The organism is Paenirhizobium naphthalenivorans (assembly GCF_007992095.1).
GTDB classification, from domain to species: Bacteria; Pseudomonadota; Alphaproteobacteria; order Rhizobiales; family Rhizobiaceae; genus Allorhizobium; species Allorhizobium naphthalenivorans.
Window position 1 is genome coordinate 54,699 of the sequence record NZ_BJZP01000010.1, and the last position, 20,957, is coordinate 75,655.

At 63.3% G+C, this 20,957-nt stretch carries 17 protein-coding genes; 9 read left to right on the plus strand and 8 right to left on the minus strand.

Translation table 11 applies throughout. The annotated features are described in order from the left end of the window. Positions 1-39: 39 nt before the first annotated feature. Positions 40-1,806 carry an arsenical pump-driving ATPase gene (gene arsA / locus RNA01_RS11890; RefSeq protein WP_147180431.1) on the plus strand — a complete coding sequence of 589 codons (1,767 nt, stop codon included), beginning with the start codon at positions 40-42 and terminating at the stop codon, positions 1,804-1,806. A gap of 72 nt (positions 1,807-1,878) precedes the next feature. On the opposite strand, the gene RNA01_RS11895 is transcribed toward arsA, so the two are convergent. After that, the gene (locus RNA01_RS11895; protein WP_147180432.1) at positions 1,879-5,352 is read right to left on the minus strand and encodes an autotransporter domain-containing protein; all 3,474 of its coding nucleotides are present in this window, start codon (positions 5,350-5,352) and stop codon (positions 1,879-1,881) included. A gap of 196 nt (positions 5,353-5,548) precedes the next feature. Beyond that, positions 5,549-6,442, minus strand: coding sequence for a DMT family transporter (locus RNA01_RS11900; protein ID WP_147180433.1), 894 nt, complete (start codon positions 6,440-6,442; stop codon positions 5,549-5,551). Between the two features lie 183 nt (positions 6,443-6,625). On the opposite strand from RNA01_RS11900, the gene RNA01_RS11905 reads away from it, so the two are divergent. From RNA01_RS11905 to RNA01_RS11930, 6 genes are all read left to right on the plus strand, one after another. Continuing rightward, on the plus strand, positions 6,626-7,534 hold the full coding sequence (locus RNA01_RS11905; RefSeq protein ID WP_147180434.1) for a LysR family transcriptional regulator: 909 nt from the start codon (positions 6,626-6,628) through the stop codon (positions 7,532-7,534). Between the two features lie 280 nt (positions 7,535-7,814). Further along, entirely contained in the window at positions 7,815-8,972 is a 1,158-nt protein-coding gene (locus RNA01_RS11910; protein WP_147180435.1) for an ABC transporter substrate-binding protein, read from the plus strand. Between the two features lie 200 nt (positions 8,973-9,172). Further along, entirely contained in the window at positions 9,173-10,162 is a 990-nt protein-coding gene (locus RNA01_RS11915; RefSeq protein ID WP_147180436.1) for an ABC transporter ATP-binding protein, read from the plus strand. Then, complete coding sequence (locus RNA01_RS11920) at positions 10,159-11,109, plus strand: ABC transporter permease (protein ID WP_147180437.1); 951 nt, start codon at positions 10,159-10,161, stop codon at positions 11,107-11,109. The genes RNA01_RS11915 and RNA01_RS11920 overlap by 4 nt, the downstream gene beginning before the upstream one ends. Then, positions 11,099-11,914 carry an ABC transporter permease gene (locus RNA01_RS11925; RefSeq protein WP_147180438.1) on the plus strand — a complete coding sequence of 272 codons (816 nt, stop codon included), beginning with the start codon at positions 11,099-11,101 and terminating at the stop codon, positions 11,912-11,914. Before RNA01_RS11920 ends, RNA01_RS11925 begins: the two co-directional genes overlap by 11 nt. A gap of 35 nt (positions 11,915-11,949) precedes the next feature. Further along, on the plus strand, positions 11,950-13,374 hold the full coding sequence (locus RNA01_RS11930) for a gamma-aminobutyraldehyde dehydrogenase (RefSeq protein WP_147180439.1): 1,425 nt from the start codon (positions 11,950-11,952) through the stop codon (positions 13,372-13,374). A gap of 61 nt (positions 13,375-13,435) precedes the next feature. Here RNA01_RS11930 and RNA01_RS11935 read toward each other — a convergent pair whose 3' ends face one another. Together RNA01_RS11935 and RNA01_RS11940 are read right to left on the minus strand one after the other, a co-directional pair. Further along, positions 13,436-15,370 carry an FUSC family protein gene (locus tag RNA01_RS11935; RefSeq protein WP_147180440.1) on the minus strand — a complete coding sequence of 645 codons (1,935 nt, stop codon included), beginning with the start codon at positions 15,368-15,370 and terminating at the stop codon, positions 13,436-13,438. Between the two features lie 3 nt (positions 15,371-15,373). Beyond that, the gene (locus RNA01_RS11940) at positions 15,374-15,826 is read right to left on the minus strand and encodes a MarR family winged helix-turn-helix transcriptional regulator (RefSeq protein ID WP_147180441.1); all 453 of its coding nucleotides are present in this window, start codon (positions 15,824-15,826) and stop codon (positions 15,374-15,376) included. A 177-nt stretch (positions 15,827-16,003) separates the two neighbouring features. Between RNA01_RS11940 and RNA01_RS11945 the strand changes: the two genes are divergently transcribed. Next, on the plus strand, positions 16,004-16,675 hold the full coding sequence (locus RNA01_RS11945; protein WP_170253435.1) for an SH3 domain-containing protein: 672 nt from the start codon (positions 16,004-16,006) through the stop codon (positions 16,673-16,675). A gap of 99 nt (positions 16,676-16,774) precedes the next feature. Here the strand turns inward: RNA01_RS11945 and tal are convergent, their stop codons facing one another. From tal to RNA01_RS11960, 3 genes are all read right to left on the minus strand, one after another. After that, positions 16,775-17,731 carry a transaldolase gene (gene tal, locus RNA01_RS11950; RefSeq protein ID WP_147180443.1) on the minus strand — a complete coding sequence of 319 codons (957 nt, stop codon included), beginning with the start codon at positions 17,729-17,731 and terminating at the stop codon, positions 16,775-16,777. A 129-nt stretch (positions 17,732-17,860) separates the two neighbouring features. Further along, a complete protein-coding gene (locus RNA01_RS11955; RefSeq protein ID WP_147180444.1) occupies positions 17,861-18,751 on the minus strand; it encodes a methylated-DNA--[protein]-cysteine S-methyltransferase in 891 nt (296 codons plus the stop codon). A gap of 138 nt (positions 18,752-18,889) precedes the next feature. Continuing rightward, positions 18,890-19,387 carry a DUF2244 domain-containing protein gene (locus RNA01_RS11960; RefSeq protein WP_147180445.1) on the minus strand — a complete coding sequence of 166 codons (498 nt, stop codon included), beginning with the start codon at positions 19,385-19,387 and terminating at the stop codon, positions 18,890-18,892. Positions 19,388-19,409: 22 nt separating this feature from the next. On the opposite strand from RNA01_RS11960, the gene nth reads away from it, so the two are divergent. After that, on the plus strand, positions 19,410-20,186 hold the full coding sequence (nth, locus tag RNA01_RS11965) for an endonuclease III (protein ID WP_147180446.1): 777 nt from the start codon (positions 19,410-19,412) through the stop codon (positions 20,184-20,186). On the opposite strand, the gene RNA01_RS11970 is transcribed toward nth, so the two are convergent. Then, on the minus strand, positions 20,187-20,897 hold the full coding sequence (locus RNA01_RS11970) for a sulfate transporter family protein (protein ID WP_147180447.1): 711 nt from the start codon (positions 20,895-20,897) through the stop codon (positions 20,187-20,189). Positions 20,898-20,957: the final 60 nt, after the last annotated feature.

Here is a 20,957-nt window from a genome sequence, read left to right on the forward strand (position 1 = left end):
TTTTTCTCTAAATGGGAATGATCAACGAGGACGGGTTCCATGATCCAATTGAAGCTGCTGACCGAGCCGAACCGCCACCTGTTTTTCACCGGCAAGGGTGGTGTCGGCAAAACCTCGATCAGTTGCGCAACGGCTATCGCGCTTGCCGACAAGGGACTGAAGGTCCTGCTGGTCAGCACCGATCCGGCCTCAAATCTCGATGAAATGCTCGGCGTGGTACTCGACAGCGAGCCGAAGCCCGTGCCTGGTGTGCCGGGCCTCTTTGCCATGAACATCGACCCCGAGGCGGCGGCCGAAGACTACCGTCGCCGCGTGCTCGATCAGATGGGGCCGACGGCCACCGACAAGGAAAAGGCAACGGTGCGCGAACAGCTGTCCGGCGCCTGCACCACAGAAATCGCCGCCTTCGACGAATTCGTGGGCCTGCTCGGCGACGAACAGCCGGAATTCGATCACATCATCTTCGACACAGCGCCTACCGGCCACACATTGCGCCTTTTGAGCCTGCCCAAAGCCTGGACCGGTTTTCTCGAGGCCAACGAGCGCGGTGCCTCCTGCCTTGGTCCGCATTCTGGCCTGAAGATGCAAGAGGACCGTTTCCGTGAGGCGCTGGAATGCCTGGGAGATCCTGCCCGCACCACCGTCGTGCTGGTGACCCGTGCCGAGCGCGGCGCGATCCGCGAAGCCGCGCGCACAGCCGGGGAACTGAACGCGCTCGGGCTGTCGAACCAGATGCTTGCCGTCAACGGCCGTTTCACGCCCTCCGACGCCAAGGACACGGTCGCCGCAGCCTTCGCCGCCGAGCAGACGGCCGCACTCGCGGCTCTGCCTGCGGAACTCGCGGGCCTGCCGCGCGACGAAGTCCCCCTGCAAGCCTTCGACATGGTGGGGCTCGACGCTCTGCGCGCGCTGTTTGTATCGACAGATGCAGAGCCGTCTTCGGATGCCAGCGTGCCGCTGTCCATTCCCGACCTGCCGCGTCTCTCCACGCTCATTGCCGAGATCGCCGCAAGCGAAAAGGGGTTGGTCATGGTGATGGGCAAGGGCGGCGTCGGCAAGACGACGATCGCTGCCGCCGTCGCTGTGGGGCTCGCCGCCCGAGGCCATTCCGTGCACCTGACGACCACGGATCCGGCCGCTCACGTGTCCTTCGTCGTCGGCTCGGAGGCCATGCCCGGCCTCACCGTCGACCGGATCGACCCCGAGGCTGAAACGAAGCGCTATATCGACAAGATCATGGCCACCAAGGGCCGCGATCTCGACGAGGACGGCAAAGCCCTGCTGCGCGAGGATCTCGCTTCGCCCTGCACCGAGGAAGTCGCCGTCTTCCACGCTTTCTCCCGCGTCGTCGGTGAGGCACGCAGCAATTTCGTCGTCATCGACACAGCGCCAACCGGACACACCCTGCTGTTGCTCGATGCCACCGGCGCCTATCACCGCCAGATGACCCGGCATCTCGACGAAAATGCGCCGGGCCGCATGGTCACGCCACTGATGCGCCTGCAGGACCCGGCCTATACGCGCGTCCTGCTCGTCACACTGCCGGAGACCACCCCGGTCTCCGAGGCCGGCGCCTTGCAGGAAGACCTGCGCCGGGCCAAGATCGAGCCCTATGGCTGGGTGATCAACAAATCGATGGCGATCACAGGCACACGCGACCCCTTGTTGCGCACGCGGATCAAGGGCGAAGCCGCCCAGATCGAGCGGGTGAAACGCGATTTCGCCAACCGGGTCTACGCGCTGGATTTCCGCGCCGTCGCGCCGGTCGGGCTGTCGGAACTTCGAAAAATCGGCGATCTGACATAACAGGCAAAGCGGCCGCAGGCCAATGGCGGCAAGCAAGGCCGCCGGGACGGCCCTTTGCCGACAACGCCGAAATCAGAACCGCACGTCCAGGCGCCCCTTGACCTGCTGTTCCCACGCGCCATCACCAGCCTGGCCGGCATAGCTCAGGCTGACCAACGCATTCTTGCTGACCGCAAGCGAAATCCCGGCTTCCATCACCGCGACATCACGCGCCGAGGGCACACCATAGACGGTAAAGCTATCGCTGCCCGCAAAGGCCAGACGCGCGGCCGGCACGCCATCGCCGAAGTCATGCCGCCAGCCGGCCATACCGTGCAGCAAGGCCTTGGTGTCGCCAAGGGCGATCGGCGCCTGGGCGCGAAGTCCCAAAGTGCCGTAAGTCGTATCATAGCTGTCCCCATCGGCGGAAACGGCCGTCATGCCACCCGTTTCGGAAAAGCCATCCGTGCGCAGATGGACATAGGCGAGGCCGGCGAAGGGCGAAATCCGACCGAGGCTGGTTTCGATGTCGTAGCTCGCCTCGCCGAACAACTGGGCCGTGCGGGCGTCATAGTCCGCCTCATTGCGGCCGTGGAGACTGCCGACATCGACCGTGCGTTCCGTGGATATCTGGTGCCAAGTATAGGCTGCGCCGAACCTCAGACCGAGCGGTCCGAGAGAACGGCCTCCGTAGAGGCCGAGCGAAGCGTTGTCGGACGTGCCCGAGGCGTCGCGCGACGCCTCATCGAACGCCGTCCGGCTGTAGGCGCCGGCGAAACCCAGCCGCCAGTCGTCGGCGAGAACCGTGTCGGCGCCGCCGGCGAACCCCCCGGTCGAATGGGCGAGCGAACCGGCATTGCCGTCGCTTTCCGAGCGTGCCCAGGCACCGAACGCTGAGGTCCAGAAACCGTATCCCTGCGGATCGCCGCCCAGCAGACGGGCGTTGAAGGCATCGCGCACATAATGGCTGTCATCGATAAGCATGCCCTTTGTCGAAGCGTGAATGTCGGCGGACAGAGCATCGAAAGCACCGGGGACATCAGCGGCGCCAAGAGCGGCTACCGCGTCGTAGAGTGCGTCCCCGATCACAAACGATTCCAGCGCTGTGCCAACGGCGGCCTGATTGCGCGTCTCAGCCAGGCTCGAGAAAGCGATGTCGTTGCGCAACAACGTCAGGAAGACATTGTCGGCATCATAGGTCAGGCGCCCGTCGAGAAAGGCGAAACTGTCGGTCACCGATCCGAAGGTGCCGTTCACGCCGCCCGCAGCCGACAGGATCGTGTAGACGGTTCCCGAAGTATAGGTCGACCCGTCGTCCGTACCATTCTCTGGCCCGACGGTCACCGTCGCGCCGCTGTTGATGGTGGCTGTTCCGGAAGCGTCAATCAGATCGCTGTTGCCGAGATCGTCGACCTCGACGGCATAGAACGAACCGGACGCAAAGGTGATGTCGCCAACGCTGATCGTGCCGATCGAATTACCGGGCGCCACGGTTCCCCCGCTCGCGACCGCGACATTGCCGAGCATCCCGTTGCCGCCGAGCGTTGCGCCGTCCAGCACGCTGGCGGCGACCGAAAGCGTGTCCGTGTTGACTGACACCCGTCCGCCCTCGATCGACAGGCCGCCGGTGAAGGTGGAGTAGTCGCCGGTCAGTTCGGTAATGCCGGACAGGAAGGACAGCGTACCTGTGCCCGCCACATCCGCACCGAAGACATAATCAGTCGCCGTGTGGTTGAAGACGATTTCGCCGTCGCCATCGCCGAAGATCACGGTGTCGGTGTCTATGACACCGGCGGCTGTCGCCGCGTCTCCGGCTGCCGCGCCGATATTCAGGGTCCCGCTCGAACTCGCATCGTCGGCAATGACAATACGGCCGGCGCTCACGGTCCCGCCGTCAGCGACGGTCAGTTCGCCATCTCCCTCGATGCCGATCGACAGGCGGTCGGTCACCGTCAGGTTGGAACCGGCACCCGAAACGACCGCCGTACCGGAAGAGCCGGCCTCGTTGGCGATGTGCAGCCGGTTCCCGGTGACCGAGCCGCCATTGAGGACCGACAGGTTACCCGTGCCGTGCCGGCCGACATTGAGGTCCCCGGAATAGAGGATCGCCGGGTCGACGGTGGCCGACCAGGTCGAACCCGCTCCCGTCACCGTCATGGTGCCGACCGAACCGGAAAGATCGCCGAGAATGCCCTGGAGGCTACTGATCGAGCCTCCGCCGTCAACGGTGACCGTCCCTTCCGCACCGGTATTGTGACCGACGAAAAATGCCCCATCCATGGTCCAGGCGGAGCCCGCACCATTGATCCGAAGCTCGCTGTCGGAGCCGTTTTCCGTACCCACATAACCGTCGGTGCTCGTGACAATGGCACCGTCGGCGACGGTCAGGGAACCGTACCCCAGATTGCCGACATAGAGCGTGCCGGTATTGTCCCACCGGCTACCGACGCCCGTGACAGTGGCGGTGCCCGTGGCGGTCGAGTTCCAGCCGAGGATGGCGCCATTCCCGTTGACGGTTGCCCCGTTGCGGATCGTCAGCGACCCAGTGCCGTCGTAGCCGACACCGATGCGGTCGGTGACGGAAAGGGACGCATCATCGACCACGATCGAACCACTGCCAGCGACGCCATATCCCAGATAAGCCGCCCCGATTTCGACACCGCCGCCGTCCGTGATTTTCAGGCTGCCGGTCCCATCCGAGCCGAGATACAGATCGCCCAGGATCGACCATTCACTGCCGGCACCGTCGACATTGACGTTGCTGCCCGAAGCGGAGGCGAGATTGGCGACGGTCGCGGTGCCGCTCTGGACATAGCCGCCATTCGTGACATCGAGGGTACCAACGCCGCCGCCGCCGACAAGCAGGCTGCCCGTCGTGTTCCAGCTGGAGCCGGTCCCGTCGACGAGGGCCGCTCCGGTGGTATTGGTGCCGTTGGCGATGATGCTGTTGGCGCTGGTCACGTCTGAGCCGGACAGGACGTTAAGATGTCCGTCGCCGCCGCTGGTCGCGTCACCGCCAAAGCCGACATAGAGATAGCCGGAGGTGACCAGACTGGAATCATCCTGCAGGTTGACTGTGCCGGTCGATGTGGTTCCGGAGGCAATATTCATTTCCCCGGTCGAAACCGTCGCGCCATCGAGGATATTGATGACACCGTCTCCGCCGTATCCGACATAGATCGCCCCCGAATTGGCCCAGGTATTTCCTGCGCCGGTGATCGTGGCCGTGCCCAGCGAGCCGCTGTTCCAGCCCAAAGAAACGGAGTCCGAGGTCAGGTCGTCTTCGATTGTCAGATCGGCAGTGCTGCTGATCCCAAGGAAAAGAGTTCCGACATAGGCGCCGGCTCCGCTGATCACCACGCCCGTCGTGTCGATACGCGCGAAATCGCCGGCATTGGGCGTGTGGCCGTCCCAGACCCAGTTGCTGTCGACGAACCAATCATTGGTGATGCCGTTCCAGTAGACCGAGTCGGCTTTCGCGGCGCCGGCAAATCCGCCGGCAAGGCATAGCGCCAGCGCGCTTGTCGATGAAAGACGCATACGACGCGCAAGACGGGCGGCTTTCATGCTGGGCCTCCCGGAGACAGCGCGACGGAAAAACCAACCGTCCCGACAACTCCAAAGTGATAAATGAATCGATCCGCTCCTTGTCCCAACTGCGGGTTCGGCCCGTCAATAGAAAGCACGCGTCCCTTTTCGTTACACCCGAAAATGGTCGCGGATAGCAGCGTACTCGGCGCAAGCCATCACACAGCGATCGGTTTCACCGCTCTACAGATGCCGCGGCCGCATTGCGTCGAGCGATCACGTTCTCCCGCCAGACGGTGAAAAGGCCGGCGCCGACGACGATTGCCGCGCCGATCACCATATTCACCCTCAGCACCTCGCCGAAAACCACGACGGCCATGCCGGAAGCAAGCACAAGCTGGAGATAGGTAATCGGCTGAACGGCTACCGCATGCAGCGTGTCATAGGCCTTGATCAGCGAAAAATGCCCGGCGATGCCGGTGCAGCAGAGCAGGATTATCCACTTCCAGTCGGACGGCGCGATCTGCGTCCAGAAGAATGGTCCGGCAATCGACAGTGCTACGGCGCCGACCGTGCCGATATAAAAAAAGCTCGTCATCGGCCCGTCGACGCGACTGGCGAGACGGGTCATCAGCCCGTACAGGGCGCCGATCACCGCGGTTGCGATCGGCAGGATGATCAACGGGCTGAACTGGTCGCCGCTCGGCGACAGGATCAAAAGCACGCCACAAAGACCGACACCGATGGCCGTCCAGCGTCGCCAGCCAACCTTCTCGCCGAGGATCGGCACAGAGAGCAGCGCGACGATCAGCGGGCCGGCGGCGAAAATCGCCTGCGACTGTGCCAAACCGACCTTGGCGAAGGCGGAAATGGCGATCGGGATCTGCAAGGCCAGCAACAGGCCGCGCGCGATCTGGAGACCCGGCCGCTTCGTCGCCACCGCAGCCCTCAAGCCACCTTGAGCCCGCATGGCCAACAGAATGGCGAACAGGGCAAAGGCCCAATAGCGGAACATCGCCACCAGCACCGGCGGATAGGCCATGCCGAGATGTTTCGACACGGCGTCCTGCACCGAGAATATGGTGAAGGCGAGAATGGCGAAGGCATAGCCAAGCGGCGTGGATTTCATGAAACTGACTGACGTGTGGACGAACGAAACGCGGTTCGGCGCAGAGAAATGGACGAATCGATCGTATACGTCTCTTGGCATTTGCAAAGGCGGATCTTTGCAAATCCGCCGTGGGCGAGGCGCGCCGCTGGAATGGCCTGACACCGGCTTGCCCTTGCGCCCCTGGCCATGCTCTAACGCGCCATGGCCTTCACGCTTCGCCAATTGCAGTATTTCATTGCCGTCGCCGAGCAGGGTTCGGTGACGCGGGCAGCGCAGAATCTGTCGATCTCACAGTCTTCGGTCACCGAGGCGATCAAGGAACTCGAGGGCGATCTCGGAGTCGAGCTGTTCGAGCGCCACCCACGCGGGCTATCGATCACCTACAACGGCCACCAGTTCCTGCGTCACGCTACCAAGATCCTCTCCAGCGTCTCCGATGCGCGTAACGCCTTTTCCGAGACCAAGGAGAACACCGGCGGTACGCTCAACATCGGCGTGACCTCGCTGGTCGCCGGCTATGTGCTCTCCGACCTGCTGGCCCGCTATCGCCGCGCCTGCCCTGGCGTCGAGGTCTCGGCGATTGAGGACAATGGCTCCTACCTCGAGCACCTCTTGATCGGCGGGGAACTAGATGTCGCCGTCATGGTCATATCCAACCTGCGCGACCGCATGGCGCTACAGGCCGAGATTCTCGAAACCTCACCCTATCGGCTGTGGCTACCAATGGGCCATCCGTTGGTGTCAGCCGATATCATTTCAATCGCCGACATCGCCCGCGAACCGCTCATCATGTTGACCGTCGACGAAATCGAGGAGAACACCGGCAAGCTCCTGTCGGCGCTCGGCGCCCGCCCGCATGTCGCCTTCCGCACCCGCTCTGTGGAAGCCGTGCGCAGCCTGGTGGCGACCGGCGCCGGCGTGGCGCTCCTGCCGGATCTCGTCTACCGCCCGTGGTCGCTTGAAGGCGACCGCATCGAAAGCCGCGACGTTTCCGGCGCACTGCCTGTCGTCCAGGTCGGCATGGTCTGGCGCAAGGGCTCGAGCCTGCCGCAATCCGCCCGCGACTTCGTCGGCATCGCCGAGGCGCTGAGGAGCGGACGAGGACGGTAAGGCTGCCTCATCGTTGGAAATCCCCTGGCCTGCCGGCCATTTCCCCCCACCAGAGGGAGAATAAGCGCCGACTGTCTTGCCGAAAACTTGGCTTGGCTTTCGAGGGCGAAGGCCCTCCCCCTTGCAAGGAAGGGGTTGGAGCGGGATTCGCCCCTGATCTATCGGGAAAACCGATAGCAACTTTCTGACAAATGAATTTGCGAATGCGGCGATTTCACGTCACCTTCATCCTTGGGAACAAACGCCGCGATAAGGCGGCCCCGAACAGGGAGAAATTGCCATGAAAAAATTATTGCAGTCCTGCACCGCAATCATTGCCGTTGCCAGCTTCGCAACCAACGCCGTCGCTCAGGAGCCCCTGAAAGCGCTCGGCAAGGGTGAAGGCGCCCTCTCCATCGTCGCCTGGGCCGGCTATATCGAGCGCGGCGAAACCGACAAGGCCTATGACTGGGTCAGCAAGTTCGAGGAGGAGACCGGCTGCAAGGTCACCGTCAAGACCGCAGCAACCTCCGATGAGATGGTTGCCCTGATGAACGAAGGCGGTTTCGACCTCGTCACCGCTTCGGGCGACGCTTCGCTGCGCCTTGTCGCCGGCAAGCGCGTTCAGCCGATCAACACCGATCTGATCCCCTCGTGGAAAAATGTCGATGAGCGCCTGCAAAATGCAGCCTGGCACACCGTGAAGGGCGTTCACTACGGCACACCCTATGTCTGGGGGCCGAACGTGCTGATGTACAACACCGATGTCTTCAAGGAAGCACCGACCAGCTGGAACGTCGTCTTCGAGGAAATGACGCTCTCCGACGGCAAGTCCAACAAGGGTCGTGTCCAGGCCTATGACGGCCCGATCTACGTCGCCGATGCGGCGCTTTACCTGATGAAGCACAAGCCGGAACTCGGCATCAAGGACCCCTACGAGCTGAACGAGGACCAGTACAAGGCAGCGCTTGACCTGTTGCGTGTCCAACGCACGCTCGTCGGCCGCTATTGGCACGACGCCATGATCCAGATCGACGACTTCAAGAACGAGGGCGTCGTGGCTTCCGGTTCCTGGCCGTTCCAGGTCAACCTGATGAAGGCCGAAGGCGACAAGATCGCCTCGACATTCCCGGAGGAAGGCGTCACCGGCTGGGCCGACACCACCATGCTGCACGCTGACAGCGAGCATCCGAACTGCGCCTACATGTGGATGGAGCACTCGCTCTCGCCGAAGGTTCAGGGTGACGTCTCGGCCTGGTTCGGCGCCAATCCCTCCGTTGGCGCAGCCTGCAAGGGCAACGAATTGCTGACCGACGAAGGCTGCTCGGCCAACGGCTACGACGACTTCGACAAGATCAGCTTTTGGAAGACGCCGACCTCGAAGTGCGAAAGCCAGGGCGAATGTGTGCCCTACCATCGCTGGGTTTCGGACTACATCGGCGTGATCGGCGGCCGCTAACAGCAAACCAGGAGAGGGCTCGCCCCTCACCTGCCCCTCTCCCCGCCAAGCGGGGGGAGAGGGAACATGCCCCGAACGACCGCCGCAAATACGGCAACCGACAGATCCGCAAGGCCGGAGAGGTTCGGCCTTCTTCCCGCATGCGGGAGGAAATGCCGGCGGGCGGATGACGGGCAACTCAAACTTTCCCTGGAGTACACATGAACGCAGCCGTTGAATTCTCGAAGGTGTCGCGCCATTTCGGCGCCGTCAAAGCCGTCGATGCCGTGGACCTCAAGATCGCGCCGGGCGAGTTCTTTGCCATGCTAGGCCCCTCCGGTTCAGGCAAGACCACCTGCCTGCGCCTGATCGCCGGCTTCGAGCAGCCGTCCGCCGGCCATATCGAGATCTTCGGCGAGACTGCGGAAGGCGTGCCGCCCTATCGCCGCCACGTCAACACGGTGTTCCAGGACTACGCCCTCTTCCCCCACCTCGACATTCTCAACAACGTTGCCTACGGGCTGATGGTCAAGGGTGTCGAAAAGTCCGAACGCCTCCAGCTTGCCGAACAGGCGCTCGACCTCGTCAAGCTGCCAGGCTACGGCGCCCGCAAGCCCGGCCAACTCTCGGGCGGCCAGCGCCAGCGTGTGGCACTCGCTCGGGCGCTGGTCAACAAGCCCAAGGTACTGCTGCTTGACGAGCCGCTCGGCGCGCTGGACCTCAAGCTGCGCGAGCAGATGCAGGACGAGTTGAAGACCCTGCAACGCTCGCTCGGCATCACCTTCATCTTCGTCACCCACGACCAGGGCGAGGCGCTCTCCATGGCCGATCGCGTCGCCGTGTTCAACGACGGCAAGATCGTTCAGGCCGGCACGCCGGAAGACATCTACAACCGCCCGAAAACGCGCTTCGTCGCAGATTTCGTCGGCTCTTCCAACGTGATTTCACCAGCCGAGATGCAGAAGCTCGGCGGCGAGGCGAAATGGGCGAGCCTTCGCCCCGAGTCGATCCGGCTTGTTGCCACAGGTGGTATTGCCGCGACCGTCCGCTCGAGGAGCTTCCTGGGGGCGGCCACGCGACTGACCGTTGCGGCCGGCAACACCAACTTGACGGTTATGGTGCCGGCAGGCCAACCCGTGCCGGATGTCGGCTCCGGCACGGGTCTTTCCTGGCAGCCGTCCGACCTGCACTACATGGATGACGCCGCATGAGCGACGTAGCGAACACATCGATCCTGCCCGGACGCGGCGGCCTGATGGGAAGCCTGTCCGACCTGTTCTGGCGTCGACCGGCCCTCCTGCTGGCGCTGATGCTGATCCCGCCGCTCCTCTGGCTCGGCATCATCTACGTCGGCTCATTGCTCGCCTTGCTGCTGCAAAGTTTCTTCTCGATCGACGAATTCTCGGGAATGATCAGCTACGAGCTGACGCTTTCGACCTACGGACAGCTGCTCAACCCGGCCAATTTCGACATCATCGTGCGCACCGTGCTGATGGCGGCCGCCGTGACACTGGCCGCGGCGGTGCTCGCATTCCCGATCGCCTATTACGCGGCGCGCTACGCCACCGGAAAATGGAAGGCTTTCTTCTACATCGGTGTCATGCTGCCCTTGTGGTCGAGCTATCTGGTCAAGGTCTATGCCTGGAAGCTGATCCTCGCCAAGGAAGGCATCCTGACCTGGGCCTTTGCCAAACTTCACCTGAGCTGGCTGCTGGACGCCATTCTCGCCATCCCGGTGATCGGCGGCAATTCGCTGTCGATCAGCTACATCGGCACGTTTCTGGTCTTCGTCTATGTTTGGCTGCCCTTCATGGTACTGCCCGTCCAGGCGTCGCTCGAGCGCGTCCCGGGGAACCTGATCGAGGCCTCCGGCGATCTCGGCGGCCGACCGGGACAGACCTTCCGCCACGTGATACTGCCACTTGCCCTTCCGGGTATCATCGCCGGCTCGATCTTCACCTTCTCACTGACGCTCGGCGACTACATCATCCCGCAGATCGTCGGCTCCTCGCGCCTCTTCATCGGCCAGGCCGTCTATGCCCAGCAGGGCACCGCCGGCAACGTGCCGCTCGCGGCCGCCTTCTCGGTCGTGCCGATCGTCATCATGGGCGCCTATCTCTGGGCTGCCAAACGCATGGGGGCTTTTGATGCGCTCTGACCGTTCCTCCGGCGCCACCTGGCCGCTGAAACTCGCGGCCGCCGGTGGCCTGCTTTTCCTGCACCTGCCGATCCTCCTGATCTTCGTCTATGCCTTCACCACCGAGGAGAAGAGCTTCCAGTGGCCTCCACCGGGCTTCACCACCAAGTGGTTCGCCGTGACCTGGGGCCGCCCGGATGTGTGGGAGGCACTAGGCCTCTCGGTCAGGGTCGCCTCGATCGCAACCGCTGTCGCCTTGGTGCTCGGCACGCTCGCGGCCGCCGCCGTCTCGCGCACGAAATTCTTCGGCCGGGAGGCGATTTCACTGCTCGTCATCCTGCCGATCGCGCTTCCCGGCATCATCACCGGTATCGCGCTGCGCTCCGCCTTTTCGCTCGCCGAGATCCCCTTCTCGATATGGACGATCATCCTCGGCCATGCGACCTTCTGCGTGGTCGTGGTCTACAACAACGCCGTCGCCCGGTTCCGCCGCACCTCCGGCTCGCTGATCGAGGCCTCGATGGACCTGGGCGCCGATGGCTTCCAGACCTTCCGCTACGTGGTGCTGCCGAATATCGCGACAGCGCTTCTCGCCGGCGGCATGCTCGCCTTCGCGCTGTCCTTCGATGAGGTCATTGTCACCACGTTCACCGCGGGCCAGCAGGCGACCCTGCCGATCTGGATGCTGGAAGAGCTGATCCGCCCGCGCCAGCGCCCGGTCACCAATGTGGTCGCCATGCTGGTGGTGATCGTCACCTTCCTGCCGATCCTCGCCGCCTACTACCTGACCCGCGACACCGACCAGATCGCCGGCAGCGGCAAATAGAGACTTTGAAACTCAATAGTTTGAGGGAGAACAACATGGACACGCAAATGCTGATCGGCTCGACGTTCGAGGCCGGCACCGAGACCGAGGAAAAGGTCCTCAACCCGAAGACCGGCGAGACCATTCTGGAACTGCCCGAGGCCTCCCTCGCTCAGGTCGACGCCGCCGTCGATGCAGCGGAAAAGTCCTTCGACAACTGGTCGGCGACCACGCCGTCCGAACGATCGGCCTATCTGCTCAAGATCGCCGACGCGATCGAGGCGGATGCCGACGGCTTTGCCGCTCTTGAATCGCTCAACTGCGGCAAACCGATCAATGCCGTCAGAAACGACGAGATTCCGGCGATCGTCGATTGCTGGCGTTTCTTCGCCGGTGCCATCCGCTCGCTCCACGGCCCGGTCGCCGGAGAATACCTCCCCGGCCACACCTCGATGATCCGTCGCGATCCGGTCGGTATCATCGGCTCGATCGCACCGTGGAACTATCCGTTGATGATGATGGCCTGGAAGCTGGCACCGGCGATCGCCGGCGGCAATACCGTCGTCTTCAAGCCGTCGGAACAGACCCCGCTCACGGCGCTGAAGATGGCGAAGCTGCTGGCCGACATCCTGCCGGAAGGCGTCGTCAACGTTGTGCTCGGTCGCGGCGAAAGCGTTGGCAATGCGCTGATCAACCACCCGAAGATCAACATGGTGTCGATCACCGGCGATATCGCCACCGGCAAGAAGGTGCTCGCCGCTGCCGCCAAGTCGGTCAAGCGCACCCATCTGGAACTCGGCGGCAAGGCCCCGGTCATCGTCTATGACGATGCCGACCTCGAAGCCGTCGTCGCCGGCATCCGCACCTTCGGCTTCTACAATGCCGGCCAGGATTGCACCGCCGCCTGCCGGATCTACGCCAGCGACAAGATCTACGACAACTTCGTCGCCGACCTCGCCTCCGCCGTCTCGACGCTGAAGTTCAACCAGGCCGACGACACAGAGAACGAGATCGGCCCGCTGATCTCCAGGCGCCAGCGCGACCGCGTCGAGAGCTTCGTCACCCGCGCCTCCGAACACAGCCACATGGAAGTCGTGGCCGGCGGCAAGGTCTCCGGCGAAAAGGGTTTCTTCTATGCTCCGACCGTTATCGCCGGCGCTTTGCAGGACGACGAGATCGTCCGGCGCGAGGTCTTCGGCCCGGTCGTTTCGGTCACACGCTTCTCGGAAACCGACGATGCGATCGCCTGGGCCAACGACAGTGACTACGGCCTTGCCTCCTCGGTCTGGACCAAGGACATCTCGCGCGCCATGAAGACGGCGGCCCGCCTGCGCTACGGCTGCACCTGGATCAACACCCACTTCATGCTCTGCAACGAGATGCCGCATGGCGGCCTGAAGCAGTCCGGCTACGGCAAGGACATGTCGGTCTATGCGCTGGAGGACTACACGGCGGTCCGCCATGTGATGATCGCCCACTGAACTCGCTCGAAACGATCACCAGGACGGCGCGGCTCCGGCTGCGCCGCCTTTTTTGTGGCCATCAGCGGGCCCGCTGCAAAAAGGCGCCATTCGCCTGAAGTGCCTCGGCCGCCCCGGCGAGTTGCCCAGCCTCGCGGCTGTGCGCCGCCGCCAGCCGCTCCGCCGCGCGTGCCATGGCTGACGCGGCCTTTTCCGGCGCCGACCGGACCTGTTTCAGCCGTTGCAGGGCGGCCCGTGCCGCCCGCTCCGCACCCGGTGCCATAGCGCCGGAACGCACGAGATCCTGCAACATCAGGATCGAACGGCCGACCGACAGAACCGCTAGACCGCCTTCGGTGACTTCACGATGGGTACCGCCGCTGCGCTCCGCATAGCGGATGAGCCGCAACAGGCGATGATACAGCCGCGCCCGCCAGGTCAGACGATGCTGCGAAGCATCCTCCGCCCGCGCCATGTCCTGCAATTCATGCACCATCATGACGATCAGCATGTCGAGCCGTTTGCCGGCATCAAGCGGGAAGATCGCCTTGTAGGCGACGAGCGCGATCAGCGGCGCCATGAGCAGCGCGACGATGCTTGACAGCATGGACGGGAGATCGCCGGTCAGCGGATAGACGGGGTGCAGCAACAACAGGGAGACCATCGCATAGTCGAATGCGGTCGGGAGCGTCCGGCGATGGGAGAAAAACAATGGGCCGACCAGGATGAACGGCAAGGTCAGGAGCACCACCTCCAGCTCGTTGCCGGCAAGCGGCCAGGCGACAAAGCGACAGAGCAACGCCCCGGCCGAACCCAGCACCTGCCCAAGCAGCACGTACCGCATGGTCTGGGCCGGGTTCTCGAAGGTCGAGAAGATTGTCGTCATGATCGACAGACCGAGCAGCAGATAGGGTGCCGAGGCCCAGCCCGTCACCACCCACAGGAAGCCGACCGCCAGCATGCAGGCGGTTGCACGGATGGCCGCCTGCCGCGCGCCGATCCAATCGCGGTGTAGGACAATCGGGTAACCGGCTGAAGCCGACGTATTCGCCGGGGCCTGAACATCCTGCCCGAGCGCGACGCGGTGAGTGCGGATCGCCTGGCTCAGCGACTGCAATGCGGCCCCCAGCTCACTTTCAAGCCCGGCGTGATCTGCCGCCTGATCGATCGCCGCAAGCGGCGCGTCCGCACTGCCACCGCCTTCGAAGCCGCTTGCGGCGCTGTCTAGAAGAGCCGCCACGGCCTCGTCGTGCGGGTGCGCGCCGCGACGGCCAGCCAAGAGCAGCGAGACCTGCACCGAAAGCACGGTACGCATCGCCCGCACGGTCTGGCGCGAACGGCGGGAGCCTGCACCATGCGGATCCAGGAGTTCGTCAATCGCCGCCATCTCCGCCAGCAGTGCCTGCTGTTCATCGCCGAGCGGAGCAGCCGTACCGGTCTTAAGGCCGAGCGCCAGATCCCGTAACAGCCGCGCCGTCACACGGCGCATCCGGCCCGTCATTTCCTGCTCGGCGGTCGCCGGCGTCAACAGCCAGCCGATCACCACCGCCGTCGCCACCCCGACCATGATAGTCGCCGCGCGGTCCGCGCCAAGAGAGAGAACATGGTCCGGGTGGCCGCTGTCGAGCAGCGCCACCATGGAGGCGGAATAGCCGGACAGCATCGCGCCATAAGAGACATAGCCCCGCAACAGATTGCCGGCAGCCACACAAATGCCGATCCAGATCGACAGTCCAATGACCAGTGGCGCCGGATGACCGCCGGAGAAGGCGACCAGGCCAACGCCCACCGCCACACCGATCAGGGTGCCGAGGGCGCGGAAAAAGCCCTTCTCCAGCAATTGCCCCCGGGTCGGCTGCGCCGCGGCCCACACAGTCATCGCCGACCATTGCGGATGCTCAAGTCCGATGGCCCAGGCGACGAGCAGCGCAAGGCAGGCGGCAAGGGCCGTGCGCAGCGAAAAGCCAAGCCGCGGCATATCAAAGCCGAATTGGATCATCCATTGCTTCGGGGACATCGATTAACACCCATCCGGCTCGCATCCACCCCGGATGCGCGCTTCAATCTTCTCGAAGGCGGAAAGCACAACGGCAATCTCGGCATCACCGAGATCCTGCAGCAGGTCGTTCTCCAACGGCACGAGGCGGCCCATGATCTCCTGCACCCGCTCCGTCCCGGCTGAAGTGAGATAGAGACGCTTCGCCCGGCGGTCATCCGCCTCGGTGTGCCGCTGCAACAACCCCAGTCCCTCTAGGATGTCGAGCAAGCGCACCAAGCTAGAACCGTCGAGACCTATGCGGGCGGCGAGCTCCTTTTGCAGCAGGCCTCCACCTGCCCGGTGGAGGTGAAAGAGCGGAGCCCAGGTCGCGTCACTTAAACCCGCGGCGGCCACGCCCTCGTCGACATAATGGCGCCAGCGGCGCGAAAGGCCGACCAAACGGAACCCGAATTCTCTGCGCTGATTTGCTTTCATGAATTTACATTGCATACAAATTATTTGCTTAGCAAGTATTTTAGGCCGACGGTGAACAACACCCTGTCGCCCATGGCTGGATGGCTTTTGGACAGGCCCCGTTTACCTTTGGCCAAGATAATCTGGCGACGTTTCGGCCAGTGTATTATCGTCCGCCGCGAACAGAGGAGTCTCCGCATGCGTCTTGTCCTGCCCGTCCTTATCGCCCTTGTGGCCACGCTCCTGCCGGCGACGGTGGGCGCGCAGGAGCTGCAGGTCATCCCGGCTCCGGACCTCGGCGGAAACCCCTCCGACGACGCAGCGATCTGGCATGTCTATGGTTTGATGCCCGATGACATGCTCAATATCCGCTCAGGCCCAGGGCCCGCCTTCCGGGTGATCGGCGCGCTTCAGGAGAGCCAGCCGGTGCGCAATCTCGGTTGCAGCGAACGCGATGGTGGCTTCTGGTGCCGGGTCTCCACCTATGACCAGCCGCGCATCAGCGGCTGGGTGAACGGGCGCTACATCACCGATGAATGGGTGCAACCGGGCGGTCGACTACTGCAAGACGACGAGGAACGCGTGATCCCGGGCACCGCTTATCATGCCACAGGCACGATCCGCTGCCAGACGCTCGGCGATCCACGGGTCGGGGCCTGCGCCTACGGCGTCGTCCGCAACGGCCCCTTCGCCGAGATCGACCTCACCTTTCCCGATGGCTATACGCGCTCGCTCAGCTATCGCGCCGGCCGTTTTTCCGCCAAGGACGGCTCCGAGGTACGCTCCCGCAAACAGGGCGGTGTCGCCATCGTCACCATTAACGGCGAAGAGACGTTCCATATTCCCGATGATGTGGTGATGGGCTGGTAAGGGCACGTCCTCCTCGCCGAGGAGAAGCGCCTGAAGCCTGAGCGAAAGGCCGTTTCAGGTTCCCCCAAGGCGAACGAGAGGGAACCTGATCGTTGCGTTTTAAGCCGCAAGCGCCTTGGCGACCATGCCGCGCAGCGTGCCGAGGTCCTTGGCGAAAGCGCGAATGCCTTCGGCGAGCTTTTCAGTCGCCATGGCATCCTCGTTCATCGCCCAACGGAAGGCCTTCTCGTCAAGCGAAACGCGCGGTTCGGGCGTGGCCTTTTCCGGCGACAGCATCTGCTGCAACGCGCCCTGATCGGCATCCAGCTCATCAAGCAGCGCCGGGCTGATCGTCAGGCGATCGCACCCGGCCAGCGCTTCGATCTCGCCGGCATTGCGGAACGAGGCACCCATGACGATGGTCTTGATGTCGTTGGCCTTGTAATAATTGTAGATCGAACGCACCGACAGCACGCCCGGATCGGTCTCAGCCGTATAGGTCTCGCCGGTCGACTTCTTGTACCAGTCGAGGATACGACCGACGAAGGGCGAAATGAGGAAGGCCTTGGCCTCAGCGCAGGCGATCGCCTGGGCCTTGGAGAAGAGCAGCGTCAGATTACAGTCGATACCCTCGCTCTGCAGCACTTCCGCCGCACGGATGCCTTCCCATGTGGAGGCGAGCTTGATCAGGATCCGGTCGCGCTCAATGCCGCGCTCCTTGTAGCCGGCGATGATCTCATGTGCCTTGGCGATCGAGCCCTTAGTGTCGAAGGAGAGATCGGCATCGACCTCGGTCGACACACGACCGGGAACGATCTTGGCGAGTGCCGCGCCGACCGAGACCGCCAGCCTGTCGGCCACGATCGCCGTCACCGCCTCGCCCGATCCGCCCTGCGCCTTGCCCCAGGCGATTTCCGCCTTGAACGTTTCGGCGAAGGCCTCCGTACCAAGCGCTTTCAAGACGATCGTCGGATTGGTGGTGCAATCGACCGGCTTCAGGCGGGCCACGGCCTCGATGTCGCCGGTGTCGGCGACCACGGTGGTCATAGCGCGAAGCTGTTCGAGTTTGGAGGTCATCATCGTCATCCCTGTTTAGAAGGCGGCAAGGCCGGAAAAATCGAGCCGACTATCACCAGCCACAGACGGCAAAGTCAAGAATGTGGGAAAACGAATCTAATCGATTAATTGATCCATCGGCACGAACAGTCAGCCGGAGATTTTCCCCGCCTCCCAGCCCAGCATGGCGCGCTTGCGCGTCAAACCCCAGTGATAGCCGGTGAGCGCACCACTTTTGCCGAGCGCCCTATGGCAGGGCACCACGAAGGAGATCGGGTTACGGCCGACGGCCGCGCCCACCGCCCGGCTTGCTGTCGGCTGTCCGATTCTGGCGGCGATGTCGGAATAGGTGACCGCCTTGCCAAGCGGAATTTCCAGGAGGCTTTCCCAGACCCGGACCTGAAAATCGGTGCCGATCAGAACGACGCGCAAGGGCTGTTCGCCGGACCATCTTTGCGGGTCGAAGACGCGCGCCGCGTAGGGTGCGGTCGCCTGCTGGTCGGCCACATAATGGGCCGCCGGCCAGCGCCGCGCCATGTCATCGAAGCAGGCGGCCTCCCCACCCGGATCGGCAAAGGCGAGACCGGCAAGTCCCCGATCGGTCGCCATCACCAGCGCCTGCCCAAAGGGCGAGGAATGAAAGCCGTAACGAATGGTCAGCCCGGCCCCCTTTGCCTTCCATTCGCCCGGCGACATCGCCTCGTGCGTGACGAACAGATCATGCAGCCGACCCGGCCCGGACAGCCCGAGTTCGATGGATGTCTCCAGAAGCGGCATGCCTTCCTGCCCGAGCAGCCGCTTGGCATGATCAAGGGTGACCGCCTGCAAAAAACCCTTCGGCGTCAAGCCGGCCCAGCGGGTGAACGTCTTCTGCAACTGGCTTTGCGAAAGGCCGAGTCGTGCTGCGATGGTGTCCAGCGAGGGCTGCGCCTGATAGTCGAGCGTCAGCATCTCGATCACGCGACGCACCGTTTCATAGTCAAAGCCTTCTGGCGTGATGTCGGTCAAGGCCGAAAGGTCGATCTGCTGGGCAAGGGTCATGGCGAAATCCTCAGTCTCTTGCCGCAACTTGACCACGAGCCGACACTTCTCGCCACCCGTTTCTTGCCGGAGATCGGGAATTCATCGGCTGCAACATGGCCGTCATCTCGGACCTGCCGAACCTGTCACGCGCCAGGTTCAGATCCGCTGCTTGGCGGTCGCCAGCGCGCCCTTGAACGCCTTGGCGAAGCTCTCCCGATCATCAGGATTGAGAAACGCGCCAATCTCGGTGCGTCGCCCCTGCCCGGTCACCTGCATCGAGACGATACCGATCTCGGCGTGCCGCTTGACGAAGAAGCGAGCCCAGAAAGGGTTGTACCAATATTCGGTCATTCGCCCTGACGGGGTGAATTTGCGAATCGCGACATCGGTTCGTGAGACATAGACCTCTTCACGCGCCCGGCCAGACCGATAGTTGAGCCAGAAAGCGCCGTAGAGCAGCAGGAAATCGAGACCGAAGAACAGACCGATCGGCCAGGCGCCGGTCACCATGAAGAACATCGCGTGCACCGCGCACACGCAACCCGTGATCATCAGCAGGATGCGGAAGCCCTTCCGGCCGAGCGAGCGGTAGGGAACAAGTTCGGCAGCGAATATCGGCTGCTCCACGACGGTGTTCACATTGCCTTCTGTCATTGTGGCCGACTATAGATTGTTCATGACGAGTCCGATGAAGAAATCCAGCACCCAAACGCTGAAAAAGTCAAATCCCGAAACCGCGAAGCGTAAGCCTGCGGCCCGGTCTGCCTATTCCAAGGCCGAGGTCGAAGAGATCTTCCGCCGCTTCTCGATCCAGCGCCCAGAGCCGAAGGGCGAGCTTGAGCATGTCAATCCCTTCACTCTCGTGGTCGCGGTCGCGCTCTCCGCGCAGGCGACCGATGCCGGCGTCAACAAGGCGACGCGCGCCCTGTTCAAGGTCGCCGACACGCCGCAGAAGATGCTCGATCTCGGCGAGGACAAGGTCCGCGACTACATCAAGACCATCGGCCTTTTTCGCAACAAGGCGAAGAACATCATCGCCCTGTCGCGGCGGCTGGTCGAGGTCTACGGCGGTGAAGTGCCGAAGACGCGCGAGGAACTGGTGACGCTGCCGGGCGTCGGCCGAAAGACGGCGAATGTCGTCATGTCCATGGCCTTCGGTATTCCGACCATCGCCGTCGACACTCATATCTTTCGCATCGCCAACCGCATCCGCCTCGCGCCGGGCAAGACGCCAGACGAGATCGAGGCCAAACTGATGCGGATCATCCCGAAGCAGTATCTCTTTCACGCCCATCACTGGCTGATTCTGCACGGGCGCTACTGCTGCAAGGCGCGCAAGCCCGAATGCGAACGCTGCATCATCGCTGACATCTGCAAGTCGCCGGAAAAGACCTGCGACGTGCCGGCGCCTCTGGTGGAATTGCCACCGCAATTGTTTGGTCCGACGGACTAGTCAGGCGACGGATACGCCGCGCCGCGTCAACATCTTGTGCAGATGCACCATCAGCCCAGCGGCAAAGAGCGGCGTCAGCAGATTGACGAAGGGGATCGCCAGGAAGCCGGCGATGAGCAGACCGGCGACGAAGACTGTCCCGGCATGGCGGGAGCGCAACTGCCGCGCCTCCTCGGGCGAGCGGAAACGCATGGCGGCGAATTCAAAGAATTCCCGGCCCAGCAGATAGCCGTTAACGAGGAAGAAGGCGAAAATATTGACGCCCGGCACAAGCAGCAGCAGCAGCGCAATGATATTGCCGACGATCACGATGCCGAAGAATTTCAGCGAGGAGACTATCGCCGCGCCGATCGGCATGGCCGTGCCGGGACGATCGGCCGGATAGTCGCGTTTTTCAATGACGTCCGCGACGTCGTCAAGGAAAAGGCCGGCGATGATGGCCGTGACAGAGGAGAGAAGCAGAGCCAGAGCCAGAGCCAATCCCACGCTGGCGAACATGCCGATGACGAAGGTCAGCCAACCGGCCCATTCGGGCGTGCCGGGGACGAGCACATCGACCCAGGGCATGGCGTAGGCCACGAAGGCTTCGCGCAACGCAAACCACAGGCCGGCCAGCACCAGGAGAGTCAGACCGATCACCTTCCAGAAGACCGAGCGGGTCTCCGGCGCGAAGAGATTGCGCAAAGCAAGGCCAGCGGCGTCAAGGATCATTCGGAACCTCCATCATATCGCTGCGGATGTAGGATGCCGGGGACCGCCGGACAAGGCCGA